The sequence below is a fragment of the Citrobacter sp. Cc139 genome, from assembly GCF_030334645.1.
In the GTDB taxonomy this organism is placed as follows: Bacteria; Pseudomonadota; Gammaproteobacteria; order Enterobacterales; family Enterobacteriaceae; genus Citrobacter; species Citrobacter werkmanii.
In genome coordinates this window covers 1-24,879 of the sequence record NZ_JAOWDM010000055.1, presented here as the reverse complement: position 1 = coordinate 24,879, position 24,879 = coordinate 1, and the positions used below count along the sequence as shown (strand labels likewise).

The following is a 24,879-nucleotide window of genomic DNA, read 5'->3' as shown; positions in this document are numbered from 1 at the left end:
TGGCGCGGAGCAGGCTTTGGCAATGCAACCGCTGGTTACGGTTGCCGGATTTCTGTACTTTCATTTACACTTTTTACGAAATTACTGGAGTGATAACAAAAAAGTCCTTGTCAGATGCCCTGTAAGCCAGGAATGATACATGACTGATTTTGATGACCCGAAGAGGTAGAGAGGATGGGTATGAAGAAGAAAATGTTGCTGGGCGCGCTGTTGCTCGTAACCAGCACCGTCTGGGCCGCGCCTACAGCTACTGCTGCCGCAAAGGGTATTGATCAATATGAGCTAAAAAGTTTTATTGCTGACTTCACCCATTTCAAACCCGGTGACAAAGTTCCACCACTGTATCTCACCAGCGAATACACCATTAAGCAGTGGAATCTGCGCAACCTGCCCGCACCGACAGCTGGCACCCACTGGACCTACATGGGCGGCGCGTATGTGCTGGTCAATGATGCCGATGCTAAGATCATTAAAGCCTACGACGGCGAGATTTTTTATCATCGGTGAAAAAACACGCACTCGCTCTGATGAAGGAGTGCGTAAAATACCATAGCGTGATCAATCATAATCGATAACAATTTTTACACGGCTTAGTACCTGCCCGGCTTTAAATATCTTATCTCCATAAGGAGTGTATTTATATTTCAGCGGTATAATCGTATTTCTGGCCACGTTTTCTTTTAAATCTCCCCATTCTATCAGATCATAATGATTATTGCTTAAATTCACTACAGAACCATCTTTTATTAATTCAAAGCCAATATTTCCGGCGCTATCACTATTCGTATATTCATTAGGTAAAACATTACCGACAGCATTATCAGAAACGAATCTGTAATGAACTGATCTTGTGGCATAGGCCACAATTTGGTCACAATCAATTTTCACTTCGGCATCAGCATCATGCGCAAGCCCTTTACTTACATCTCCGTAATTTATGTTGCTAACTTTAACGGTAGTATCATTGAAAGAACATGTAGTTGGAGTGTAATTAAACTTAACTCTTATATATTGTTTTAAATTATAAGAATCCGAACCGGAACTTTCATTAAAACGCACATGATCTTTAAGAGTCACAGTTTCCCCTATTTTTTTTATTTCAGATGAAACAGATTTATTTTTCGTTAATCTGTATTTAATTGCATAGGTTACCTTAGAATTAAGATCATCTCTCGGAAAATTAAAATAATAACGAGCAATACCCAAAAAACTATTTACAACGCTATAAGGCCCGAGTGAACCATTAACAGACAACTGAACTTCAACATATACACCTTCATTATTTCCAGTTGTTAATACCTGATAATATTCAGAGGTGCCAGATTCTTGACTTTTGGCTATTAAATAATAAGGCGAGCCTGGGTTAGACGTTCCAAAGTCACAATGATAGGTACTATTTCCTCCCGTAAAATTAAGAGGAATACCTTCTTTTGATTGAAATGAATTAAGAGAGGCATCATTCAAATCCAACTCAATCACTTCACTTTCAGCTATTGCACCAGCAGTACTTGGGTTAAAATCAAAATATTGAAATGAAACCGGAAAACAATTGCAGGATACTGAGCCTGACATCATAACCAAAATTAATCCCAGGATAAATCTCATATCTCCTCCTCACCGACAAATATAAACTTTACTTTCATCAATCGTTTTACCAAAGGAGATTGAGCATGAAAGTCCCTGTTGTTTATCCACTGCGACTTTAATTTCCGGCGGCACACTGTCGGTACGAATAAAGAGCTGGCTGCCCTGACCGACCAGGCCAATATTATTCCCTTGGTTATCTTCCACCTCATAACCAAAAGTTAACGGTGAACCATCCGGGCGCTGGGCGCGAATAAACCAGGGCTGCCGTTGGTCGGTATCGAATTTCACCAGCACCACGGCGCCGCGATAAGGCGCGGCACTGTGTCGGTTACCCAATAGCTCGGTTTTACTGTCGGTATTAGAAACGTCCAGCGTCAGGCTATTTTCCCGGTACGGGGTCAACATATCATATAACACCACACCGCTGCGGTTAGTGGTGCGGTAACGTTGCCCGTTGACGTAGGCGCCTTGCAGTCCCGGCGCCTGCATTACTGCAAAAGTATCGGAAAGGCGGTTCGCAAGATTCACCCCGCCGGACCAGGCCACTATCCCGCCCGAAATATTACCACCCGCCTGCCGGTATTTATTAGACTGGCTATAGCTACCGCTTAGTTTAGCAATCGGTGCGTTCCAGGTTAAGTTGGTGCCTGCCGTCGTTTCGCTGTCCTGGCGCTGATGGCTCAGGTTAACGCCATAGTTAAACTGGTCGCGATCGCCCATCGTCCCGGAAAGTCCGGTATTGTTTGAGGAAAACCCATCGTTATTAAAGGTCGTTGAGTTAGATAAATATATCTGGCGGCGTCTTGAGGTAATATCATCCCCCCAGTCAAACGGAACAGAAATTAAAAGGTTAAAACGCTTATCCTCGCGATGATCCTCGTCATAGGTCTGGCTGGCCGAAAAGGTATAGCTAATACGTTGCCAGTTATTGGTATAACTCAACTGATAATCCTTACTCGTGCCACTACGCTCCCAGTAATCGCGCCACAATATACTTAGTGATAAGGAACCATAGCCCGCCGGTAAAGTTTGGCTCACATTGGCGGAAAAACTGTTTTTGCGACCAAAATCATACTGGTAATAATCCGCTATGTCATAAACATCATTTTCATCACGATGATAGCTGTCTTTATTATTGGCCCAAACGTGATCGTTAAAAGTCCGATAATCCCGTGATGAGTATCGATAGGCAGCAAGGCCAAAACGCGTGGCGGTTTGTGTTAAATATTTATTATAAGCAATTTGATAGCTTTGCCCATCAAATACATCACCATTATCCTGTTTACTGTGTGAACGCGTCGCATCCACGGATATTGCGCCAATTCGGGTATTCCAGCCAGTTCCTAACGTGAACGAATTGTAGTTATCAGCGAGCATCGTACCGCCGTATAACGTTAACAGGTTACTCCACCCATATTGATAGCTCATCTGCGCAAAGTCGGTCTGATTACTTGCCCCTTCGATATGGCTACGTCCGGCGGCAAAATCATATTTTGAGACCCCAGGCTGCAACATGTTAGGTACCGCTGCATATGGCACCAGATAGGTGGTAACCGATCCATCAGCTTCTTTGATGCTAACATCAAGATCTGCACCTCCCCCTGCTAACTGCAAATCCGCGATAGAAAACGGGCCTGGCGGTACTTCTTTCTGATACACCACAAAACCGTTCTGCTCAATAGTGACCAGCGCATTGCTCTGCGCAATCCCCTGCACCACCGGGGTAAAGCTTTGTTTTGAGTTGGGTAACATTTGCATATCGCGGTATAAACGCACCCCACGAAAGCGTACCGAGTCAAAAATATCAGATGAGGTGTACATATCCCCGGCGCGTAACGTGCCGAGAATTTGTGGAATACCGTATTCCAGATAAAGGGTGTTACTTTTCCATTCCCCGCTGCTGTCATCCGTTTTGTTGTAGCTGGCATCGGAATGCAACTGCCAGCCCAGCAGGTTTAATCCACTGGTAAAGCGCGCATAGGTACTTTTGCTGTTACCAGAATTCTTATAGTCGCTATTGTACTGGCTGAGATAATAGGAGGTATAAAGGGCATTGATACCGCGATCCCAGCTTTCCGGCGGCACATAGCCATTTTCCAGCTCGTCAACGTAGGCCTGGGGTACGCTAAGATCTAACTGAAATTTTCCTATGTTCCAGCGATAACTCCCGCCCTGCACCGCTTGCTCAAGAGAAAGGCAGTTTTTGGTTTTATCAAGCTTATCGGTATTAATCCCTAAACGCGTGATGGTATCGCGAGTCAGGCAGGTTTCAGCAGCCGTATCTTTAACTGTAATCTCATATTTGCCGCGCCACTGTTTATTAACGTAGATATCCACGTCATATTGTCCAGGTAAAGGATGATTATCATCAACGCGTAAAGCAGAAACTTTTTCGCCCTTCATCCCGCCCATCATAAAGTGTGTATCAAAAGTTTCTTCTGCCGACAGGACAGAAAAAGACAACAAAGACAATAATATCGCAGAAGCAAGCGGGGTCATCCTTAACATAATCAGCTCCTGTCATCTCAGGCTGACGTTATCACTTATATAATTGCCATGATCATCAATAATAGTTAACTTATACCGACTGGCATTACTATTTTTCACCGTAAAAGATTCGCTAGATAATGGCGCAACCATCACCGAGTCATTATTTATCTTGATACTGCCAGCTTTAACTTCCGTGACCGTTATCCAGTTAGCGCTGCTATTTTTTATAGAAAAATTTCTTCCACTATGGTTTAACGATAATTTTTTAAAAATTTCTTTATTAACTGGCGCAACACCTGCAGGACGATAAAAGAGCTTAATCCGGTTCTGCATAGCAAATTTAAGTACATTTTTACCATCATATGCCGGATTATTGGGTGGGATATCCAACACATTGAGATAAAACAGACTCTCTTTATTATTTGGTAGCATATTAGGCATTTTCTTAATTTTAAGCTGCTGCCCTGAATTTCCCGCTACTTTAGCGACTGGAGGCGTCAGCAAAAAAGGTACCTGAATCTTCTCGGGTGGCAGCGTTGTATTACCATCATCAATCCAGGCCTGTATCAAAGAAGCGCTTTTTTCCTGGTTCATCAACTGTATAACTATTTCATTTTTTTCTGCAGGGTAAATTACTCTTGTGCCATAAATCACTATCCCTGCCTGAGCCGGTGTCATAAGTGATAATGTAATTACCGCGCCTAATATTTTCATTTTAATTCCCTTTTTATACCGGCAACCCAGGTTGCCGGTATAACACTAATCCTGAACAACAATCAGTTTTATATTTGCTTTTACTTCACCTGTACCAACGGGAGCACCCGCAGCACCTATAGCCTTTGCATAACGAGCCGAAAGTCGAAGCCCGTATTGAGTATTACCCTCAGTTGATAAACCCAACCGTTCAAGATCTGAAAGCTTAAATTCATCCTGACCATCTTTTGTAATTAAAACATTCTTGTGAAATAATTTAAAACCGACCTCCGCAGGACCTGTGCCTTTATTTTCAATAACACTATTATAATCAAAAGCACTACCATCAACTTTTATTTTGACATTATCGCTACTATTACACTCAAGAATTAAATTCTTATCTGCTTCATTTTCACCATACCCCGTATCCTGACCCGCGGCCAGTGGAGTAAGTATTGTAGCGGGAATATCGTCTAATTTAATAGTAGCGGTATTTGCTGTATCAAGGAACTTACAAGCGGTACCTGACACCATACCGGTAATAGTTAACGTACCTTCTTCAACCCCAGCAGCAAACGCCCCGCCACTCATAAATAATCCTGTTACCACTGCCGCAGCAATAATTGAACGTTTCATAGTATCTTCCTTAATCAACATATTTAGATTTGTTACGTGGTGTTATTCCTGTAATTAGAATCTACACACTTAAATCGTTACCGCAATGTAAACGGAATGTTTTTTTGATTTAAGACAAGTTACTCAATGCAATATAATTACAACAAATAGTCAGGAACCAATCTTATTTACACAATTAATAAGTTAACGTAATTTACCATTCATATTTATTTTTAAGATAAATAAAAAAGCCCACATCATTCATGAGAGTGATGTGGGCTATATGAAAGAGAGTATCCTAGTCGTAGCGGTTGAGGATAATTTGACGATTATCACTGCCTGGAACAGCGACCAGTTCCGTTGTTACTCCCCTCACCACCGATGAAACAGTTTGTTCGGTACTCGAAACGTGGGGGGTGTTGCCGCAGCGCTGTTGAAGCTGAGCATTTGCCACTTCGGTACTGCAGGTCGGCGCGACAACGTTGCCGCTAATAGTTAAGGTTGCGGTATCTGTTCCCAATGCGGGAAGACTTAATCCATAAGCCAGAACTATAATTCCCAGCGACAAAGTTTTTTTCATCTAAACGTCATTCCTGTATTAAGCCCGATTTAACATGCAGGGTAGTTATTTAGCGTAATAATAGGTGCGCTACCACGCGAAAACCAATTGAAATACTAAATCAATAGGATAGGCATGATCAATTTAAATGATGAATATCGGATTTAATTCAGAAAAAAACATGTTTTATTAAGACAGGGTAAACAATGCTCTATTTTTTCTTCATCTTATATATTCACCGCATCAATATATCATTGATGCGGTGAATAATTTTTAACGCCAGAAATTACACCGCGCGGAAGGCAATCTCTCCCGGAATAACTTCCCCCTGCCAGTACAGCTGCGCTGCCACGCGCCCTGCAAGGTCACGGTAAATGGCGGTAAATTCGCTGTCTGGACGGCTGATAACCGTCGGCGTACCGCGATCGAGGTCTTCACGTAGAGAAATATGCAGCGGCATTTGTCCCAGCAGTTGGGTGTGGTACTGCTCGGCCAGTTTCTGCGCGCCGCCGGTGCCAAAGATTGGCTCATGATGCCCGCAGTTGCTGCAAATATGCATACTCATATTCTCAACAATACCCAACACCGGCACTTCGACTTTTTCGAACATCACAATGCCTTTTTTCGCATCGATCAGCGCAATATCCTGCGGCGTGGTCACTACAACCGCCCCAGTTACCGGAATGTTCTGCGCCAGCGTCAGTTGGATGTCACCGGTGCCTGGCGGCATATCCAGTACCAGGTAATCAAGATCTGGCCATAAGGTTTCCTGCAGCATCTGCAATAGCGCTTTACTGGCCATCGGCCCGCGCCACACCATAGCGTTATCGTCGGTGACCAGATAGCCAATGGAGTTGGTCGCCAGACCGTGAGACATGATCGGCGCCATATGGGTGCCGTCCGGCGAAGTGGGACGCTGGTTTTCCGCGCCGAGCATCGTCGGGATGGACGGGCCATAAATATCGGCGTCCAGAATGCCCACCTTTGCCCCTTCCGCAGCCAGCGCCAGCGCCAGGTTCACCGCAGTGGAAGATTTACCCACCCCGCCTTTGCCGGAACTGACGGCAATGATGTTTTTCACACCATTAATACCCGGCTGATTTTTCACACGTTTCAGGGTGGCGATGTTATGTGACAACTTCCAGTCAATCGCTTTCGCGCCGGTAATACGCAACAGATCGGCACTGCATTGCTCTTTTAATGCTTCAAACGCGCTATGCCAGACGAAGGGCATGACCAGCTCGACGTGCAACGTGTCATCCATCCAGGCGACGTGGTGCAACGCTTTAAGCGTCGTCAGATTATGCTTCAGGGTTGAATGCTGAAAATTCGCCAGCGTCCCGGCGACCATCGCGCGCAGGGTTTCTGGTGATTTGGCCTGGGATTGTGCGTTCATCCCGACTCCTTTTTGTTGTTCTGAAAATACAATAGTCACCAGGTAGTTTACTCCAACCGCAACAATTATTCATTTACGGATAAATGCCCTTATCGCTTGGCGCAGTAATTACCATTTTGGTACTATCAAAGCCCTTTTCACTACAAAAGAAGTAATTGCCCACTATGACTCAAGTCGCGAAGAAAATTCTGGTAACGTGCGCGCTGCCGTACGCCAACGGCTCTATCCACCTCGGCCATATGCTGGAGCACATCCAGGCTGATGTCTGGGTCCGTTACCAGCGAATGCGCGGCCACCAGGTAAACTTCATCTGCGCGGACGACGCCCACGGTACGCCAATCATGCTGAAAGCACAGCAGCTTGGGATCACGCCAGAGCAGATGATCGGTGAAATGAGTCAGGAGCATCAGACTGATTTTGCGGGTTTTGACATCAGCTATGACAACTACCACTCTACGCATAGCGAAGAGAACCGCGAGCTGTCTGAGCTGATTTACACGCGCCTGAAGGAGAACGGTTTTATTAAAAACCGCACTATCTCCCAGCTTTACGATCCGGAAAAAGGCATGTTCCTGCCGGACCGTTTTGTTAAAGGCACCTGCCCGAAATGTAAGTCTGCGGATCAATACGGCGATAACTGTGAAGTCTGTGGCGCAACCTACAGCCCGACCGAACTTATCGAGCCGAAATCCGTCGTTTCCGGCGCAACGCCGGTGATGCGTGACTCAGAACACTTCTTCTTTGACCTGCCGTCATTCAGCGAAATGCTGCAGGCATGGACGCGCAGCGGCGCGTTGCAGGAGCAGGTCGCCAACAAAATGCAGGAATGGTTTGAAGCCGGCCTGCAGCAGTGGGATATTTCCCGCGACTCACCGTACTTCGGTTTTGAAATCCCGAATGCGCCTGGCAAGTACTTCTACGTCTGGCTGGATGCGCCGATTGGCTATATGGGATCGTTCAAAAACCTGTGCGATAAGCGCGGCGACACCACTAGCTTTGACGAATACTGGAAGAAAGACTCTACCGCCGAGCTATATCACTTCATCGGTAAAGATATCGTCTACTTCCACAGCCTGTTCTGGCCTGCCATGCTGGAAGGCAGCAACTTCCGTAAGCCGACCAACCTGTTCGTACACGGTTATGTGACGGTGAACGGCGCGAAGATGTCCAAATCTCGCGGCACCTTTATTAAGGCCAGCACCTGGCTGAAGCACTTTGACGCCGACAGCCTGCGCTACTACTACACCGCGAAGCTCTCTTCACGTATTGATGACATCGACCTGAACCTGGAAGACTTTGTCCAGCGCGTTAACGCCGATATCGTCAACAAGGTGGTTAACCTGGCCTCCCGTAACGCTGGTTTTATCGCCAAGCGTTTTGACGGCGTGCTGGCGGCAGAACTGGCCGATCCGGCACTGTATAAAACCTTTACCGATGCCGCTGCAGTCATTGGCGAAGCGTGGGAAAGCCGTGAATTCGGTAAAGCTATCCGTGAGATCATGGCGCTGGCCGATGTGGCAAACCGCTACGTTGACGAACAGGCCCCGTGGGTTGTGGCTAAACAGGAAGGCCGCGATGCGGACCTGCAGGCAATTTGCTCAATGGGCATCAACCTGTTCCGCGTGCTGATGACTTACCTGAAACCGGTACTGCCGACGCTGGCTGAGCGTGTTGAAGCTTTCCTGAACAGCGAACTAAGCTGGGATGCTATCGAGCAGCCGCTGCTCGGTCACAAGGTCAACACCTTTAAAGCGCTCTACAATCGCATCGACATGAAACAAGTTGAAGCGCTGGTTGAGGCGTCTAAAGAAGAGGTGAAAGCCGCAGCCGCGCCGGTTACCGGCCCGCTGGCGGACGATCCGATTCAGGAAACCATCACCTTTGACGATTTCGCCAAAGTTGACCTGCGCGTAGCGTTGATTGAAAACGCTGAGTTTGTAGACGGTTCTGACAAGCTGCTGCGTCTGACGCTGGATCTCGGTGGCGAAAAGCGTAACGTCTTCTCCGGTATTCGTTCTGCTTATCCGGATCCGCAGGTCCTGATTGGACGTCAGACCATTATGGTAGCCAACCTGGCACCGCGTAAAATGCGCTTCGGTATTTCCGAAGGTATGGTGATGGCGGCGGGTCCTGGCGGGAAAGATATCTTCCTGTTAAGTCCGGACGAAGGCGCAAAACCAGGCCAACAGGTGAAGTAAGACCTACCAAGCGCTGCAATGGCAGCGCTTTTTTTTTGCAGTAGCTATTCCCCTAATCTCAAACGCGTCACTTCACTCCATTTTCGGACTGCTCAGCTATTGCGATTAGATTTATTCTATACTGCTTTGCTATTAAGGTCGTACGGGCCCATCAAATTCATAGGCTCTATTATTTTGCATCCGATATTCATGAAATGGAGTTTTACATGACAGCGTTTCAAAAATTAGTTTCTCTTGCCGTAGCGTCGGTTGTCATTTTTTCCCTGACGGGGTGTGGTGATAAAGAAGAGACAAAAACATTTAATGCCAACCTAAACGGCTCGGATATTACCGTCTCTTACACCTATAAGGGCGATAAGGTTCTGAAACAAATCTCTGAAAGTAAAATCAGCTATGCGTCGGTCGGCGCCAGCAATAAAGAAGAAGCAGCAAAAGTATTTGACGCCTTAAGCGCTAAATATCAAAACATCCCTGGCATAGAAGAAAAGCTCACCTATTCAGACACCTATGCGCAGGAAAACGTCACTATCGATATGGAAAAAGTCGATGTAAAAGCATTGCAGGCAATTTCCGGGATGCAGCTGTCTGAGAATACCGATAAAAACATCAGCATGAAGCAAATGCAAACGGTAATGGAATCGGCGGGTTTTAAAGAAGTGAAGTAAACCGTCGGCGACCCGATTTTAATCGTGGTCGCCCGTTTTTCTCGTTATGCTTTCGCGCTATGTACGCGTGTGGTCAAACCGCGCAGGAAATAACGCAGGAACTGATCGCCGCATTCGCGATAGTTTTTATGATCCGGCGCGCGCATCATGGCGGTAATTTCCGGCATCGACACACGAAATTTCTGCTCGGTCATAATGGCCAGAATATCATCGGTTTTCAGCGAAAAGGCGATACGCAGCTTTTTCAGCACCGTATTGTTATTAACACGACGCTCAAGCGCCAGCTCCGGCGCGGATTCATCTTTCCCACGCAGATGATAAATCAGACCGTTTAAAAAACCGGAAAGAATGATATCCGGGCAACGCACAAACCCGTCTTCATCTTCTTTTGTCATCCAGGTATCAAAACCCGCGGAGGTGGATTCCATGTCAGCAAGCGCAAGAATACGCACCATGTCGTTATTGTTCGCTTTCAGGGTGTAGCGCAGGCTACGAAGAATATCGTTACTTAGCATAGAGCCTTCAACAGTCGGTGATGCAATGGCGCGCAGTGTATCAGTTTTACAGTCCAATCGCCTCTTTTAGACTTTTAAGATAACGACGACTCACCGGAACGGTCAGCCCGTTACGCAAAATCAGCTCGGCCTGGCCGTTATCTTCCAGTCGGATTTCCTGCAATTGCGCCAGGTTCACCAGATATTGCCGGTGGCAGCGCAGGAGTGGCGTACGGCTTTCCAGCGTTCTGAGCGTTAACTCTGTGAACCCCTCTTTACCATCGCTACTGGTGACATACACGCCGCTCATACGGCTGCTGATAAACGCCACATCATCCATTTGCAGCAAATAAATACGGCTATGACCGCTGCACGGAATAAACTTCAGCGGCTGCTGATGCTCGGGCAGTAGCGATACATCCTGCTTCGTGCGTTCCTGACGTAAACGGCTCAGCGTTTTTTCCAACCGCGCTTCTTCAATCGGCTTGAGCAGATAATCAAACGCGTGTTCTTCAAAGGCTTTGACCGCATACTCATCAAACGCGGTCAGGAAAACAATGTACGGACGATGTTCGGGATCAAGCATCCCGACCATTTCCAGGCCGCTGATACGCGGCATCTGAATATCGAGAAACAGGACATCCGGGTGCAGTTTATGTACCGCGCCGATGGCTTCCACCGCATTCGAACACTCCCCGATAATCTCGATGTCGCTTTGCTCCTGCAACAGGATCCGCAGATTCTCCCGCGCTAACGGTTCGTCATCGACAATCAGCACTTTGATCATGCCTGTTCCTCCAGAGGAAGTCGTAAAGTAATTCGGGTAAAGCGGTCAGGTTCACACGCTACGCTGATGCCAAAATCATCGCCAAACCGCTCGCGCAGTCGCTTATCGACCAGATTCATACCCAACCCGCTGGCCTCAGACGTTGGCTGATACAGCCCGGCATTATCTTCAATATCCAGCATCAGATACTGCCCTTCGCGACGGGCGGTAATCGACACCTCTCCGGTATCCAGTAGCTGAGAGGTACCGTGCTTAATGGCATTCTCCACGATGGGCTGCAGGGTAAAAGCCGGTAATTGCTGATGCGAAAGTTCATCAGGCACCGTTAAAGTCACCTGTAGCCGTGACTGGAATCGTGCCTTTTCAATTTGCAAATAGGCGTTCACGTGTTCAATTTCATCGGCCAGTGTGACAATCTCCGACGGGCGTTTTAAGTTTTTGCGAAAGAAGGTCGACAGGTACTGCACCAGTTGACTGGCCTGCTCGCTATCGCGGCGGATCACGGCTTTGATGGTGTTGAGCGCATTGAACAGAAAATGAGGATTCACCTGGGCATGCAGGAGTTTTATTTCCGACTGCGTAAGCATTGCTTTTTGCCGCTCGTACTGTCCGGCCAGTATTTGCGCCGAAAGTAGCTGAGCGATCCCCTCCCCCAACGTGCGGTTGATCGAGCTAAAGAGGCGGTTTTTAGCCTCATACAGTTTGATAGTCCCCATCACCCGCTGGTTTTCACCCCGCAGCGGAATCACCAGCGTCGAGCCTAATTTACATTGCGGATGCAAAGAACAACGGTAAGGGACTTCATTCCCGTCGGCATACACCACCTCTCCGGTTTCTATTGCCCGTAGAGTGTACGACGACGAAATCGGTTTACCAGGCAGGTGGTGATCGTCACCAATGCCGGTAAATGCCAGCAGTTTCTCACGATCGGTAATCGCCACCGCGCCGATATCCAGCTCTTCGTACAGCACCTGAGCCACCTTCATGCTGTTAACCTCGTTGAACCCCTGACGCAAAATACCTTCCGTAGAGGCGGCAACTTTGAGCGCAGTAGCGGAAAAAGCGGAGGTGTATTTTTCAAACATCGCCCGTTTATCGAGCAATATACGCATAAACAGGGCTGCGCCCACGGTATTGGTGACCATCATCGGGGCGGCAATATTGCTGACCAACCGAAACGCATCATCAAATGGACGAGCAATTAATAAGATAATCAGCATCTGCACCAGTTCGGCCACAAAGGTAATCGCGCCCGCCGTCAACGGGCTGAAGACTTTATCGGTACGGCCGCGACGAGTGAGCACGCTGTGCACCAGCCCGCCGAGTAAACCTTCCACAATGGTCGAAATCATGCAGCTTAGCGCCGTCATACCGCCCATTGAATAACGGTGTAAGCCACCGGTCAGACCGACTAAACCACCGACTACGGGACCGCCAAGCAGCCCGCCCATCACCGCACCGATGGCACGCGTGTTAGCAATAGAGTCATCAATGTGCAGCCCGAAATAGGTACCCAAAATGCAAAAAATGGAAAAGGTGACATAGCAAAGCAGTTTGTGCGGGAGACGGATAGTGACCTGCATCAGCGGGATAAACAAACGCGTTTTACTCATTAGCCACGCGATAACGAGAAACACGCACATCTGCTGAAGCAGCAGCAACACCAGATTAAACTCGTACATACGCGCCAACCACACATCACTTAAAAGCGCGTAACATACATGGGCTACGCGTAACTTTCTTTGAAGTGTTGCAAAAAAACAGGAATTTGTGAGAACGATCACTCGAAAGCGCGAGTAGGACGACAAACTCACCCCTTGATTGATCAAAAAACAGACAAAACTACCTGGTTCGTAAAAGAGCGTCTAAAGTAAAACTGGGACCTCGCGAGCAAGAGTGAGACGACGATGGCGCTTTACACAATCGGTGAAGTGGCTTTGCTTTGTGATATCAACCCTGTCACTTTACGCGCGTGGCAGAGGCGTTACGGATTACTCAAACCGCAGAGGACAGACGGGGGTCATCGCCTGTTTAACGACGCGGATATTGACCGGATCCGAGAGATAAAACGCTGGATAAACAACGGCGTTCAGGTCAGTAAGGTGAAAATGTTGCTCAGCAATGAGAACATTGATGTGCATAACGGCTGGCGTGAACAGCAAGAGACGCTACTAAGCTATTTGCAAAACAATAATTTGCATAGTCTGAGAATGTGGATCAAAGAGCGCGGCCAGGATTATCCCGCGCAAACGCTCAATACCCATTTGTTCACACCGTTACGCCGCCGTCTGCAGTGTCAGCAGCCGATCCTCCAGGCGTTACTCGGGATCCTCGACGGCGTCCTCATCAACTATATCGCGATTTGTCTGGCCTCAGCGCGTAAGAAACAGGGTAAAGATGCGCTGGTTGTCGGCTGGAACATTCACGATACCACCCGCTTGTGGCTGGAGGGTTGGGTTGCCAGTCAGCAGGGATGGCGCGTTGACGTTCTGGCCCACTCACTGAACCAACTACGACCGGAAATGTTCGAAGGTCGAACCTTACTTGTCTGGTGCGGCGAGAACCAGACACCCGCTCAGCAACAGCAGCTGAGTGAATGGCGCGCGTTGGGTCACGATATTTATCCACTCGGTATTTAATATTCTATTAACAACCGTGTACAATCCTTAGATTCACATAAGGAGTGCACAATGAGCGCAGCTAAAATCGGTGTAATAACCCTCTTCCTGCTGATGGCTATCGGCGGTATCGGCGGCGTCATGCTGGCAGGCTACACCTTCATTTTACGTGCCGGGTAAGGTAGCTCGCTAATCGCTCAAATCCGCGATCGACAATTACTGCCGCCAACGCGACCAGCAACGCCCCCTGAATCACATAGGCGGTATTGAATCCGCTAAGTCCGATAATTATCGGCGTGCCCAGCGTATTCGCCCCGACGGTTGAGGCTATCGTTGCGGTGCCGATATTAATGATCACCGACGTGCGGATCCCCGCCAGAATAACCGGCGCCGCCAGCGGCAACTCCACTTTACGCAGACGCTGCCAGCGACTCATCCCCATCCCGCTGGCGATATCCATCACGCTGGCAGAGATGCCTCCCAGCCCCGCCAGGGTTGCCTGTAGGATCGGTAACACGCCATACAGGATCAGCGCGATAACCGCCGGCTCAAGACCAAATCCCATCACCGGCACGGCAATCGCCAGCACCGCGACCGGGGGAAAAGTCTGCCCCACGGCGGCGATAGTTTCCACCATCGGCCTGAACTCTGCCCCCCAGGGCCGGGTTACCGCAATCCCGGCGCCGGTGCCGATAAGTACGGCGATAAGACTCGATATTCCCACCAGCGCAAAATGACTCAGCGCCAGCGCCGTAAAACTTTCCTGCTGATACACGGGACGCGGCAATTCTGGAAACAACGAACTAAACAGGGTCTGACTGTGCGGCAACCCGACCAACAGGATCAGGAACAGGACAACCAGCCACAGCAATGGATCAGTAAGACGTTTCACGGGGCGGCATCTCCGAAAGCAGATCGCGAAAGTGAAGCGTACCGCAGGACACGCCCTGCGGCGTCACAACCGGCAGTACATCGCACCCCCGCGCCACAAACATCGACAGTGCATCACGCAGCGTCATTTCAGCCACCAGCGGCTCACCGGCTGAATGTTCGCCGCGACGAATAAAATCCCCCACCGTACGCAGCGACAGTAACCGTACGCCCAGTTCGCTGCGGCCAAAGAACGTTTGTACGAAATCGTTCGCTGGCGCCGTCAGCATCGACAACGGCGTCCCTTGCTGCACGACCTTACCCGCGTCCATCAGGACCAGATGTTCCGCCAGCCTCAGCGCCTCGTCGATATCATGCGTCACCAATACAATGGTACGCCCCAGAAGACGATGAATACGGGTCATCTCCTGCTGCAGCGCACCGCGGGTGACGGGATCCAGCGCGCCAAAAGGCTCATCCATCAGTAGCACCTGCGGATCTGCCGCCAGCGCGCGTGCAACCCCGACCCGCTGCTGTTGCCCACCGGAAAGCTGATGCGGATAACGGTGACGCAAACTCGCCTCCAGCCCCAACAGCGCCATAAGTTCATCTGTGCGATCATCAATACGCGAACGCGACCACTTTTGTAATTGCGGCACGGTGGCGATGTTCTGCGCGACGGTCCAGTGCGGGAACAAACCGATAGACTGGATCGCGTACCCCATACGCCGCCTTAACTCCAGTACCGGCAGACTGCGAATCTCCTCGCCCGCAAAAAGAATCTGCCCGCTGTCATGCTCGACCAGTCGATTGATCATCTTCAGTGTGGTGGATTTCCCGGAACCCGACGTGCCAATCAGCACCGAAAAGCTCCCCTCCGCCAAATGCAGATTAAGGTCGTCGACGGCTTTTTGCTGACCGTAGGTTTTACTGACATGACTAAATTCAATCATTATTCGTTCCCTTCAGCAGCGCTAGCCCTAAATCAAACAGCGCATCAATCAACACTGCCAGCACAACTACCGGGATCACGCCCAGCAGCACTAAATCAACGGCGCTACTGAGCAATCCCTGAAAGACCAGCGCGCCAAAGCCCCCGGCACCGATCAGTGCGGCAATCACCGCCATCCCTACTGTCTGGATCATCACCACCCGCAAACTGCGCAAGAAGACAGGCAGCGCCAGCGGCAACTGCACCGAGATAAACCGTTGACGCGCGCTCATCCCCATCGCCCGGGCGCTTTCCAGTACATCCTGTGGAACCTGATTCAGTCCAGCCACCACGCCACGTACCAACGGTAAGAGCGCGTACAGTACCAACGCAATAAGCGCGGGTGTCATGCCGGTTCCCGCAACGCCGAGTGAGCTTAACCAGGGAAAATGCTTAACCAGCCCAGCGAGCGGCGCAATCAACAGGCCAAACAAGGCCACCGAGGGAATAGTCTGGATAATGTTCAGTACGGCGAAAACGGGTCCCTGACGCGAGTCAGAAAAAGAGCACCAAACGCCCAGCGGCACACCAAGGAATAGCGCGGGTATCACGGTGCCAAACAGAATAGTCAGATGCTGCGCCAGTGCGTCGTTAAAGACATCCTGGCGGTTGGCATACTCTTTCAGCAGGGAAAGATCGTTAAACGTGCCGGACAGTAATAACACTATCGGCATAACAAAAAGTTGCGCATGCAGCACCCATCGCCACAACATCTGACGGGTGATGCGCCGAATGGCGTCACTGGCAGCCAGCAGCATGAATCCGAGACCCAGCCAGAACCCGGAGCCAAGACTGGTTCTGGCCAACGTACTGCCCGTCTGCGCCAGATACGTTGCCGTTGTACCTGCGGTTACCAGCGCCGCAATCACCAACAGCTGGCTGATAACAAGCGTCAATATATTGCCGGGTTTGCCCGACACAAAGCACAGAAGAAACAGTAGCAGACAGGCCACCGCCAGTCCCCACGCCATGTCGGGCCTGATATCCCAGAGTTGACGACCTTCGCCGGAAACCAGGCGATTGGGAGCATAGCTAATGAAAGGAAGCGCAGCTGCTGCGAAGGTAAGAAGAACCAGCAGCAACAGCACCCGATTAACCGAGATATTGGACAAAACACCCACCCGCCGTAAATTCCGTTACTTAACCCATCCTTTTTGCTTCAGATAATCTGCTGCAACTTTTTTTGCATCCAGACCCTCTACGGCAATACTGGCGTTAAGCTGCTGGAGCGTTTTTTCATCCAGACTGGCAAAAACAGGCTGCAGCCATTCTTCCATTTGCGGATAGGCCTTGAGTACCGACTCACGTACCACTGGCGCAGGCGCATAAATCGGCTGAACGCCTTGCGGATCGCTTAACGTTTGCAGCCCCAGCGCGGCGACCGGACCATCGGTGCCGTAGGCCATCGCGGCATTGACGCCGGAGGTTTGCTGCGCTGCGGCTTTAATCGTCACGGCGGTATCCCCCCCGGCCAGTGATAAAAGCTGATTCTGATTCAGTTTAAAATCATAGGCTTTTTCAAACGCGGGCAGCGCGTCCGCACGTTCGATAAACTCCGCAGAGGCGGCCAGTTTGAAAGTGCCCCCCTCCTTCAGGTAGCGCCCTAAGTCTGCAAGCGAAACCAGTTTATTCTTTTCGGCGACATCCTGGCGGACCGCAATGGTCCAGGTATTGTTGGCGGGCGCAGGCGTTAGCCAGACCAGTTTATTTTTCTCTGCGTCCAGCTTTTTCACTTTGTCGAAACCAGCCTGCGCATTTTTCCACGCCGGATCATTCTCATCTTTAAAGAAGAAGGCGCCATTGCCGGTATATTCCGGGTAGATATCCAGCTCGCCGGATGTAATCGCGCCACGCACCACTGGCGTAGTCCCCAGTTGCACTTTATTGACGGTTTTCACACCATGGCTTTCGAGCACTTGCAAAATAATGTTACCGAGCAGCGCCCCTTCGGTATCAATTTTTGACCCAACCGTAACGGGCGACGCGGCCTGCAAGGGCATACTTATCGCGGCTAACAATGCCAACGACCCTACCCCAAACTTTGAGATTATCATGCTGTGCTCCTCATCCTTTTGCGGCCCTTTTCAGAGACTTGAGGAAAAAGCATAGTCGAAAAATCAGGCCTTAACCTGGCAATTGGGTAGTAACACTGAGAGTAATTAGCAGTAAGGCGATAAAAAAATCCGGCAAACCCAAAGTGAATTTGCCGGATAGCGTTATTTCATAGACCAGATAAGCATTGCGCCATCAGGCATGATGCGTGGCTTTCTTCATCAACTACAGCAGTTCAAATTCACCCTGCTTCACTCTGGCGGAATCCACGCCGATAAAGACGTTAAATTTACCCGGTTCAGCATCGTATTTCATACGCTGGTTCCAGAATTTCAGCGCTTCGATATCAATCGGGAAGCTGACAGTCTGCGTTTCACCCGGTTTAAGATTCACTTTCTCAAAGCCTTTCAGCTGTTTTACCGGACGGCTCATTGAAGCGGTCACATCCTGCAAATACATCTGAATCACCGTGGCACCTTCGCGCTTACCGGTGTTGGTCACCTGGACGCTGGCCGTCACAGTCCCGTCACGTTTCATCGTCGGTGCAGAGAGTTTCACATCCGAAACGGTAAAGGTGGTGTAGCTCAGGCCATAGCCAAAGGGATACAACGGACCGTTTGCCTCGTCAAAATAACGCGAGGTGTACTTATTCGGCTTATCGGCGTTATACGGACGACCGGTATTGAGATGGCTGTAATAGACCGGAATCTGTCCGACAGAGCGTGGGAAAGACATCGGCAGTTTGCCTGATGGGTTGTAATCGCCAAACAACACATCGGCGATGGCGTTACCGCCTTCCGTCCCTGCAAACCAGGTTTCGAGGATCGCATCAGCCTGTTGATCTTCCTTAACCAGCGCCAGCGGACGTCCGTTCATCAGCACCAGCACCAGCGGTTTGCCCGTTGCTTTCAGCGCGGCAATCAGGTCACGTTGGCTCTGCGGAATAGTAATGTCCGTACGGCTGGAGGCTTCATGCGCCATTCCCTGTGCCTCACCGACCACCGCAACCACCACATCAGACTGTTTCGCCGCGTTAACGGCTTCATCAATCATCGCCTGCGGCGAACGCGGATCAACTTTCACCGCCTCTTCATACAGGTTCAGGAAGTCGACAATGCCTTTATCGTTAGTGATATTCGCCCCTTTGGCGTATATCACTTTGCCCTGCTCGCCAACGGCATTTTTAATCCCCGTCAGCACCGTGACCGACTGATCGGCAACACCCGCTGCGGACCAACTGCCCATCACATCACGCTTGCTGTCGGCCAGTGGCCCGACAACCGCCACGGTGGCGGATTTTTTCAGCGGCAGCGTGTCGAGGCGGTTTTTCAGCAGCACCAGGCTTTCACGCGCCACTTCACGCGCTTCTTTACGGTGCAGGCGGCTTTCGGCGTTGGTATCCACCGGGTCAGACTCTTTGGCGCCCAGATGGCTGTACGGATCGTTAAACAGCCCCATATCATATTTCACGTTCAGCACGTGACGCGCAGCGTCGTCAAGCTCCGCCATCGTCACTTTGCCTGATTTAATCAGCCCCGGCAGGTATTTGCTGTAATACTCATCGCTCATACTCATGTTGATACCGGACTTGATAGCCACGCGTACCGCATCCTCAGGATCGGAGGCGGTGCCGTGCTTAATCAGTTCCTTAATCGCGCCGTGATCGGAAACGGTGATGCCTTTAAAGCCCCACTCATCGCGCAGCACATCTTTCAGCAGCCATGCATCCGACGTCGCCGGCGTACCGTTGAGTGAATTAAGTCCTACCATCACCGCGCCGCTACCGGCATCCAGCCCGGCTTTGTACGGCGGCATGTAGTCGTTAAACAGACGCTGCGGGCTCATATCGACGGTGTTGTACTCTTTCCCGCCCTCTACCGCACCATAAGCGGCGAAGTGCTTGACGCTGGTCATCACCGAATAGCGATCGGCCGGGCTTTTCCCCTGCATCGCTTCCACCATGGTTTTACCCATTGTGGCGGTCAAATACGTGTCTTCGCCAAACCCTTCCGATGCCCGGCCCCAGCGCGGATCGCGGGAGACATCAACCATCGGCGCCCAGGTCATGTTCAGGCCATCGTCAGCGGCTTCATACGCTGAAACGCGACCGACGGTTCTGACCGCATCGAGATTAAAGGAGGACGCCAGACCGAGGCTTATCGGGAACACGGTACGCTGGCCGTGTAATACGTCGTAGGCAAAAAAGAGAGGAATTTTCAGGCGGCTGAGTTCCATCACCTGATCCTGCATTTTGCGGATATCCTGGCGTGTGACGGTGTTAAAAATAGCCCCAACCTGCCCGTCTTTGATCATCTCGCGGATGGCTTCCTTCGGATTATCAGGCCCGACGCTGATTAAGCGTAATTGACCAATTTTCTCATCCACGGTCATCTGTTTGAGTAAATCGGTAACAAACGCATCCCGCGCTTCTGGCGTCAGTGGATGGTTACCAAACAGAGTGTCCGCCAGCGCGGGTTGCACTGCCAGACTCACCGCAACACCTACAGAACATAGCCATTTCATGTTGATTCTCTCTTTATTTTTTCCTGACGCATCAGCGAAAATATAACAAAAACCGCAATTTGCCGTAAGACTAAACGGGAGCGCTAAAGAAAGCTAAGGTTATTCTCCTAATTTTCAAAACCAGCGTGAATCAATGAAAGACAAGCCAGAGACAATATGAATGAGAAAGCGTATTGTCATACAAAGCGCTATGCTTGTTCCTGATATTGAGTCCCACCACAAGGAGTGGAGAATGTCTTCCATTACAACAGATAATAAAGCTTTCCTGAATGAACTGACCCGCCTGGTGGGTCATTCGCACCTGCTCACTGAACCCGCTAAAACCGCCCGCTATCGCAAGGGATTCCGCTCCGGCCAGGGCGATGCGCTCGCCGTCGTTTTTCCGGGCTCGCTTTTAGAACTGTGGCGCGTCCTGAACGCCTGTGTCGCCGCAGACAAAATCATTCTGATGCAGGCCGCCAATACCGGCCTGACCGAAGGCTCTACGCCAAGCGGCAATGATTACGACCGTGAGATTGTTATTATCAGCACCCTGCGTCTTGATAAGCTGCACGTCATCGGTAAAGGCGAACAGGTGCTGGCCTGGCCTGGAACAACACTCTATTCGCTGGAAAAAGCGCTCAAACCTTTTGGTCGTGAACCGCATTCAGTGATCGGTTCTTCCTGCATCGGCGCTTCCGTGATTGGCGGCATTTGTAACAACTCCGGCGGCTCGCTGGTGCAACGAGGCCCGGCCTACACGGAGATGTCGCTGTTTGCGCGTATTGATGAACAGGGCAAATTACAGCTGGTTAACCATCTGGGCATCGATCTTGGCCAAACCCCAGAGCAGATCCTCAGTAAACTCGATGACGAGCGTATCAAAGATGACGATGTTCGCCACGACGGACGTCATGCGCACGATCACGACTACGTGACCCGCGTCAGAGATATTGAGGCGGATACGCCCGCACGCTATAACGCCGACCCGGACCGCTTGTTTGAATCTTCCGGTTGTGCCGGAAAGCTCGCGGTTTTCGCCGTGCGTCTGGACACTTTCGAAGCCGAAAAAAATCAGCAGGTCTTTTATATCGGCACCAACCAGCCAGAGGTGCTGACGGAGATCCGCCGTCATATTCTGGCGAAGTTTGAACATCTGCCGGTTGCCGGTGAATATATGCATCGCGATATTTACGACATCGCTGAGCAGTACGGCAAAGATACGTTCCTGATGATTGACAAGCTCGGCACCGACAAAATGCCGTTTTTCTTCACCCTGAAAGGCCGCACCGATGCGATGCTGGAAAAAGTGAAATTTTTCCGTCCGCACTTCACCGACCGGGCGATGCAGAAGTTTGGCCATTTATTCCCCAGCCACTTACCGGCGCGTATGAAAAGCTGGCGCGACAAATACGAGCATCATCTGCTGTTAAAAATGGCCGGTGGCGGCGTGGCTGAAGCGCAAAACTGGCTAAATGAGTTTTTCAAAACGGCCGAGGGCGACTTCTTTGCCTGTACGCCGGAAGAAGGCAGCAAGGCATTCCTGCACCGCTTTGCGGCGGCTGGCGCAGCTATTCGTTATCAGGCCGTTCATGCGGATGAAGTGGAAGATATTCTGGCGCTGGATATCGCGCTGCGTCGTAACGACACCGAATGGTATGAACATCTGCCGCCAGAAATCGACAGCCAACTGGTGCACAAGCTCTATTACGGGCATTTTATGTGCTATGTATTCCATCAGGATTACATCGTCAAAAAAGGCGTGGATGCCCATGCGCTGAAAGAGCAGATGCTGGAGTTACTTCGCGAGCGTGGGGCACAGTATCCGGCGGAGCATAACGTCGGGCATTTGTACCAGGCGCCGGAAACATTAACCCGCTTTTACCGCGAGAATGACCCAACCAACAGTATGAACCCGGGTATTGGGAAAACGAGTAAGCAGAAGTTCTGGAAAGAATCATAGGCCCGATAAGCATAAGCGCCATCGGGCACGTTGCCGGGGGCGCTTCGCTTGCCCGGCCTACGGTTTAATCGTTCTGCGCGGTTTGCTCACCCGTAGCTGAACCTGCCGCCGCCATCTGCGCCGCTTTTTGCTTTTTGTAGCTCAGCGCCGCCGCCGGAACCGGCATCACCTTGCCGGTTTCAATCCAGGTGCGTAAACGGCTGGCATCGGCAAAGTGGGTATATTTCCCAAAAGCATCCATCACCACCAGCGCCACCGGTTTGTTATTAATCACCGTGCGCATCACCAGACAGTGGCCCGCCGCATTGGTAAACCCGGTTTTAGTTAACTGAATATTCCAGTTATCGCGATATACCAGATGGTTGGTATTACGGAACGGCAATGTATATGCCGGGTTGGCAAACGTCGCCATATCTTCACGCGTAGTACTTAGCTGACCAATCAGCGGATACTGTTTGCTGGCAATCAGTAACTTCGTTAAATCACGCGCGGTTGAGACGTTATGAATCGATAACCCGGTCGGCTCCACAAAACGGGTATGGGTCATGCCCAGCGCTTTCGCTTTCGCATTCATCGCCTTGATAAACGCGTTATAGCCGCCAGGGTAATGATGCGCCAGACTGGCTGCCGCGCGGTTTTCAGATGACATCAGCGCCAGTAACAGCATGTCTTTACGGCTGATTACACTGTTCAGCCGTACGCGAGAGTAAATTCCTTTCATCTCAGGCGTCTGACTGATATCAACTTTCAGCTTTTCATCCAGCGGCAGTCGCGCATCAAGCACCACCATCGCCGTCATTAATTTGGTAATCGACGCAATCGGACGCACCAGATCCGGGTGGTTCGAATAGATAACCTTGTTGGTATTCAGATCAACAATCATCGCGCTACCGGACGCTATCTCAGGTTGAGAAGTCGCTACGGTAGGTGCCGTTTTCGCCACGGCTTGGGGTGCAAAAGGAACGGCCAGCACCAGGGCAAGGCTTAATAATGAAACTCGGAATTTCAGCATGATGAGATTTCTGATAAGGGTTCACGCACGTCACAACGCACACCGCCCGAGATTAAGTATTTTCTCAGGCTAGCTCAGGCATCATAGCGATCCGGCAGGTTTGCCGCTACAGGATAATCGTCTCGAAATGCTGCGTTGCTGACTTTTACGTCAACAACGCAGCGCAGAGGCGTTTTACAGGTCAGAATAAGCGATAGCCGTAACCCCACAGGATTACCGTAATCGCCAGCAGAACCTCCAGTACCAGCACACCAATAGCCAGCGTGGAACTGGAAAAACTTAACCCTTCCTCACGAGTGATATTCAGGAACGTTGGAATACCGAGATAGAGTAAATAACCGGTGTAAAACAGCGCGATAGTTCCCACCAACGCACACAGCCAGACCAGCGGATAAAGTGCGACCAGACCGCTTAAAAACAGCGGAGTCGCGACATATCCGGCAAAGACCATACAGTGCGCCAGCGATGGGCGCTGCGGGTAATTACGCGCCATCCACCAGATAACCCGGCCCATGACAGCCACGCCCGCCAGCATCACGCCGTAAAACAGAATGGCCAGCGCCAGTCCGGTCAACAGGGATAACTGCAGTATGTTGCCGTCACCAAAATTCCAGCCGATTTGTGTGGTACCGATAAACGCGCAAACAACCGGGATTGCCGCCATCAGCAGTACATGATGGGTATAGTGATGCGAAACGCTTTCGTTTTCGCTGTTGATCACGTGCATTTCACGATCGGGATGGGAAAACAGCCCCCAGACATGGTTCATACCGCCCCCTTCTTGTCAGCTCCGGACCTCAACACTTCAAGTATAATTCAGCTTTTGATTATTTTATGTACACAGAGAAAATACCGGATCGCTACGGCGTATTGTTACGTTCACCCAATGTTTATCACTTCTCTGAAACGATACTGCCTGTGAACGTGTTAAGGGTACTATCGCCGTACCCTTAACAATCCCGGCTCCCGGCAGGAAAATTGCCACTTCGTGGTTCCCTCCGCTTATTCCTCCAGGCTACCGGGCCGGGCGCGAGGTAGCGTCCTTGCAAAGCGCGCCCTGAGCCAGCATCCATGCTGGCTCTCCCAGCCTTACGGAAACACGTCGGCAATTTTCAGCCGGACCTGCCCACACCTGACCTCCTGCACTTTTATTTGAACAGCGAAACAGATTTAACTGGAAATCAGAGAGTTGAAGCGATGACCCCGGTCCGGCTGAAAATCGATGAGGCGTTGACGGCTGACCGGGTCTGCCCGCAGGGATGCGGGCAGAGGGGACGGCCTGCATGGATGCAGGCTCGGCCCCGACCCGACAGGCAGACGGAATAAGACGAATAACTCGCGCAGCGACGATTTTCCCGCCGGGAGCCTGGGTTGCAAGGGAGGCGGC

The 24,879-nt window shown here is 50.4% G+C and carries 23 protein-coding genes; 6 read left to right on the top strand and 17 right to left on the bottom strand.

Annotated features, from left to right (window positions below; all coding sequences use genetic code 11):
* Positions 1-180: 180 nt before the first annotated feature.
* On the top strand, positions 181-507 hold the full coding sequence (locus OGV69_RS01560) for an RcnB family protein (protein WP_032940076.1): 327 nt from the start codon (positions 181-183) through the stop codon (positions 505-507).
* Positions 508-558: 51 nt separating this feature from the next.
* Here the strand turns inward: OGV69_RS01560 and OGV69_RS01555 are convergent, their stop codons facing one another.
* From OGV69_RS01555 to apbC, 6 genes are all read right to left on the bottom strand, one after another.
* Positions 559-1,605 carry a hypothetical protein gene (locus OGV69_RS01555; RefSeq protein WP_069323463.1) on the bottom strand — a complete coding sequence of 349 codons (1,047 nt, stop codon included), beginning with the start codon at positions 1,603-1,605 and terminating at the stop codon, positions 559-561.
* Positions 1,606-1,614: 9 nt separating this feature from the next.
* Complete coding sequence (locus OGV69_RS01550; protein ID WP_069323462.1) at positions 1,615-4,095, bottom strand: fimbrial biogenesis outer membrane usher protein; 2,481 nt, start codon at positions 4,093-4,095, stop codon at positions 1,615-1,617.
* A 12-nt stretch (positions 4,096-4,107) separates the two neighbouring features.
* A complete protein-coding gene (locus OGV69_RS01545; RefSeq protein ID WP_069323461.1) occupies positions 4,108-4,791 on the bottom strand; it encodes a fimbria/pilus periplasmic chaperone in 684 nt (227 codons plus the stop codon).
* Between the two features lie 45 nt (positions 4,792-4,836).
* Positions 4,837-5,406 (bottom strand): fimbrial protein, encoded by a 570-nt coding sequence (locus OGV69_RS01540; RefSeq protein ID WP_161959064.1) that lies wholly within the window; start codon positions 5,404-5,406, stop codon positions 4,837-4,839.
* 277 nt (positions 5,407-5,683) lie between these two features.
* Positions 5,684-5,965 carry a DUF2574 family protein gene (locus OGV69_RS01535; RefSeq protein ID WP_069323460.1) on the bottom strand — a complete coding sequence of 94 codons (282 nt, stop codon included), beginning with the start codon at positions 5,963-5,965 and terminating at the stop codon, positions 5,684-5,686.
* Between the two features lie 265 nt (positions 5,966-6,230).
* Positions 6,231-7,340: an iron-sulfur cluster carrier protein ApbC gene (gene apbC / locus OGV69_RS01530; protein ID WP_038641931.1), complete on the bottom strand. Its 1,110-nt coding sequence runs from the start codon at positions 7,338-7,340 to the stop codon at positions 6,231-6,233.
* Positions 7,341-7,504: 164 nt separating this feature from the next.
* Between apbC and metG the strand changes: the two genes are divergently transcribed.
* Both metG and OGV69_RS01520 read left to right on the top strand, forming a co-directional pair.
* On the top strand, positions 7,505-9,538 hold the full coding sequence (gene metG / locus OGV69_RS01525) for a methionine--tRNA ligase (protein WP_038641933.1): 2,034 nt from the start codon (positions 7,505-7,507) through the stop codon (positions 9,536-9,538).
* A 206-nt stretch (positions 9,539-9,744) separates the two neighbouring features.
* On the top strand, positions 9,745-10,203 hold the full coding sequence (locus tag OGV69_RS01520; protein WP_069323459.1) for a YehR family lipoprotein: 459 nt from the start codon (positions 9,745-9,747) through the stop codon (positions 10,201-10,203).
* Between the two features lie 44 nt (positions 10,204-10,247).
* Here OGV69_RS01520 and OGV69_RS01515 read toward each other — a convergent pair whose 3' ends face one another.
* From OGV69_RS01515 to OGV69_RS01505, 3 genes are read right to left on the bottom strand one after another with little or no spacing between them, the layout of a single operon-like run.
* Complete coding sequence (locus OGV69_RS01515) at positions 10,248-10,718, bottom strand: YehS family protein (protein WP_069323639.1); 471 nt, start codon at positions 10,716-10,718, stop codon at positions 10,248-10,250.
* 46 nt (positions 10,719-10,764) lie between these two features.
* Complete coding sequence (gene btsR / locus OGV69_RS01510) at positions 10,765-11,484, bottom strand: two-component system response regulator BtsR (protein ID WP_038641937.1); 720 nt, start codon at positions 11,482-11,484, stop codon at positions 10,765-10,767.
* The gene (locus OGV69_RS01505; protein WP_038641939.1) at positions 11,481-13,166 is read right to left on the bottom strand and encodes a sensor histidine kinase; all 1,686 of its coding nucleotides are present in this window, start codon (positions 13,164-13,166) and stop codon (positions 11,481-11,483) included. Before OGV69_RS01505 ends, btsR begins: the two co-directional genes overlap by 4 nt.
* A gap of 225 nt (positions 13,167-13,391) precedes the next feature.
* Here OGV69_RS01505 and mlrA point away from each other — a divergent pair, with 225 nt between their 5' ends.
* Both mlrA and OGV69_RS01495 read left to right on the top strand, forming a co-directional pair.
* Positions 13,392-14,123, top strand: coding sequence for an HTH-type transcriptional regulator MlrA (mlrA, locus tag OGV69_RS01500; RefSeq protein ID WP_038641940.1), 732 nt, complete (start codon positions 13,392-13,394; stop codon positions 14,121-14,123).
* A 51-nt stretch (positions 14,124-14,174) separates the two neighbouring features.
* Entirely contained in the window at positions 14,175-14,282 is a 108-nt protein-coding gene (locus OGV69_RS01495; RefSeq protein ID WP_003027354.1) for a protein YohO, read from the top strand.
* Here OGV69_RS01495 and OGV69_RS01490 read toward each other — a convergent pair.
* The 5 genes from OGV69_RS01490 to bglX form a co-directional block, all read right to left on the bottom strand.
* Entirely contained in the window at positions 14,263-14,994 is a 732-nt protein-coding gene (locus OGV69_RS01490) for an ABC transporter permease (RefSeq protein ID WP_038641942.1), read from the bottom strand. The two genes, OGV69_RS01495 and OGV69_RS01490, sit on opposite strands and share 20 nt — an antisense overlap.
* A complete protein-coding gene (locus OGV69_RS01485) occupies positions 14,978-15,925 on the bottom strand; it encodes an ABC transporter ATP-binding protein (RefSeq protein ID WP_038641944.1) in 948 nt (315 codons plus the stop codon). Before OGV69_RS01485 ends, OGV69_RS01490 begins: the two co-directional genes overlap by 17 nt.
* The gene (locus tag OGV69_RS01480; RefSeq protein ID WP_069323458.1) at positions 15,918-17,084 is read right to left on the bottom strand and encodes an ABC transporter permease; all 1,167 of its coding nucleotides are present in this window, start codon (positions 17,082-17,084) and stop codon (positions 15,918-15,920) included. The genes OGV69_RS01485 and OGV69_RS01480 overlap by 8 nt, the downstream gene beginning before the upstream one ends.
* 15 nt (positions 17,085-17,099) lie before the next feature.
* Entirely contained in the window at positions 17,100-18,017 is a 918-nt protein-coding gene (gene osmF, locus OGV69_RS01475) for a glycine betaine ABC transporter substrate-binding protein OsmF (protein WP_069323457.1), read from the bottom strand.
* A 223-nt stretch (positions 18,018-18,240) separates the two neighbouring features.
* Positions 18,241-20,538, bottom strand: a complete 2,298-nt coding sequence (gene bglX / locus OGV69_RS01470) for a beta-glucosidase BglX (protein WP_074458485.1) — start codon at positions 20,536-20,538, stop codon at positions 18,241-18,243.
* A gap of 232 nt (positions 20,539-20,770) precedes the next feature.
* Between bglX and dld the strand changes: the two genes are divergently transcribed.
* Positions 20,771-22,480 carry a D-lactate dehydrogenase gene (gene dld / locus OGV69_RS01465; RefSeq protein ID WP_038641949.1) on the top strand — a complete coding sequence of 570 codons (1,710 nt, stop codon included), beginning with the start codon at positions 20,771-20,773 and terminating at the stop codon, positions 22,478-22,480.
* A gap of 64 nt (positions 22,481-22,544) precedes the next feature.
* Here the strand turns inward: dld and pbpG are convergent, their stop codons facing one another.
* From pbpG to OGV69_RS01450, 3 genes are all read right to left on the bottom strand, one after another.
* Positions 22,545-23,492, bottom strand: coding sequence for a D-alanyl-D-alanine endopeptidase (gene pbpG, locus OGV69_RS01460; RefSeq protein WP_069323456.1), 948 nt, complete (start codon positions 23,490-23,492; stop codon positions 22,545-22,547).
* Positions 23,493-23,673: 181 nt separating this feature from the next.
* Positions 23,674-24,261, bottom strand: a complete 588-nt coding sequence (locus tag OGV69_RS01455; protein WP_038641953.1) for a Yip1 family protein — start codon at positions 24,259-24,261, stop codon at positions 23,674-23,676.
* A gap of 246 nt (positions 24,262-24,507) precedes the next feature.
* Positions 24,508-24,879: hypothetical protein (locus OGV69_RS01450; protein ID WP_227409686.1), on the bottom strand; the 372-nt coding region annotated here is incomplete at its 5' end.

What these genes read in the sequence shown, in the direction of transcription:
- OGV69_RS01560 (WP_032940076.1), top strand. Translation starts at nt 181, where the DNA reads ATGAAGAAGAAAATGTTGCTGGGCGCGCTGTTGCTCGTAACCAGCACC.
- OGV69_RS01555 (WP_069323463.1), bottom strand. Translation starts at nt 1,605, where the DNA reads ATGAGATTTATCCTGGGATTAATTTTGGTTATGATGTCAGGCTCAGTA.
- OGV69_RS01550 (WP_069323462.1), bottom strand. Translation starts at nt 4,095, where the DNA reads ATGTTAAGGATGACCCCGCTTGCTTCTGCGATATTATTGTCTTTGTTG.
- OGV69_RS01545 (WP_069323461.1), bottom strand. Translation starts at nt 4,791, where the DNA reads ATGAAAATATTAGGCGCGGTAATTACATTATCACTTATGACACCGGCT.
- OGV69_RS01540 (WP_161959064.1), bottom strand. Translation starts at nt 5,406, where the DNA reads ATGAAACGTTCAATTATTGCTGCGGCAGTGGTAACAGGATTATTTATG.
- OGV69_RS01535 (WP_069323460.1), bottom strand. Translation starts at nt 5,965, where the DNA reads ATGAAAAAAACTTTGTCGCTGGGAATTATAGTTCTGGCTTATGGATTA.
- apbC (WP_038641931.1), bottom strand. Translation starts at nt 7,340, where the DNA reads ATGAACGCACAATCCCAGGCCAAATCACCAGAAACCCTGCGCGCGATG.
- metG (WP_038641933.1), top strand. Translation starts at nt 7,505, where the DNA reads ATGACTCAAGTCGCGAAGAAAATTCTGGTAACGTGCGCGCTGCCGTAC.
- OGV69_RS01520 (WP_069323459.1), top strand. Translation starts at nt 9,745, where the DNA reads ATGACAGCGTTTCAAAAATTAGTTTCTCTTGCCGTAGCGTCGGTTGTC.
- OGV69_RS01515 (WP_069323639.1), bottom strand. Translation starts at nt 10,718, where the DNA reads ATGCTAAGTAACGATATTCTTCGTAGCCTGCGCTACACCCTGAAAGCG.
- btsR (WP_038641937.1), bottom strand. Translation starts at nt 11,484, where the DNA reads ATGATCAAAGTGCTGATTGTCGATGACGAACCGTTAGCGCGGGAGAAT.
- OGV69_RS01505 (WP_038641939.1), bottom strand. Translation starts at nt 13,166, where the DNA reads ATGTACGAGTTTAATCTGGTGTTGCTGCTGCTTCAGCAGATGTGCGTG.
- mlrA (WP_038641940.1), top strand. Translation starts at nt 13,392, where the DNA reads ATGGCGCTTTACACAATCGGTGAAGTGGCTTTGCTTTGTGATATCAAC.
- OGV69_RS01495 (WP_003027354.1), top strand. Translation starts at nt 14,175, where the DNA reads ATGAGCGCAGCTAAAATCGGTGTAATAACCCTCTTCCTGCTGATGGCT.
- OGV69_RS01485 (WP_038641944.1), bottom strand. Translation starts at nt 15,925, where the DNA reads ATGATTGAATTTAGTCATGTCAGTAAAACCTACGGTCAGCAAAAAGCC.
- osmF (WP_069323457.1), bottom strand. Translation starts at nt 18,017, where the DNA reads ATGATAATCTCAAAGTTTGGGGTAGGGTCGTTGGCATTGTTAGCCGCG.
- bglX (WP_074458485.1), bottom strand. Translation starts at nt 20,538, where the DNA reads ATGAAATGGCTATGTTCTGTAGGTGTTGCGGTGAGTCTGGCAGTGCAA.
- dld (WP_038641949.1), top strand. Translation starts at nt 20,771, where the DNA reads ATGTCTTCCATTACAACAGATAATAAAGCTTTCCTGAATGAACTGACC.
- pbpG (WP_069323456.1), bottom strand. Translation starts at nt 23,492, where the DNA reads ATGCTGAAATTCCGAGTTTCATTATTAAGCCTTGCCCTGGTGCTGGCC.
- OGV69_RS01455 (WP_038641953.1), bottom strand. Translation starts at nt 24,261, where the DNA reads ATGAACCATGTCTGGGGGCTGTTTTCCCATCCCGATCGTGAAATGCAC.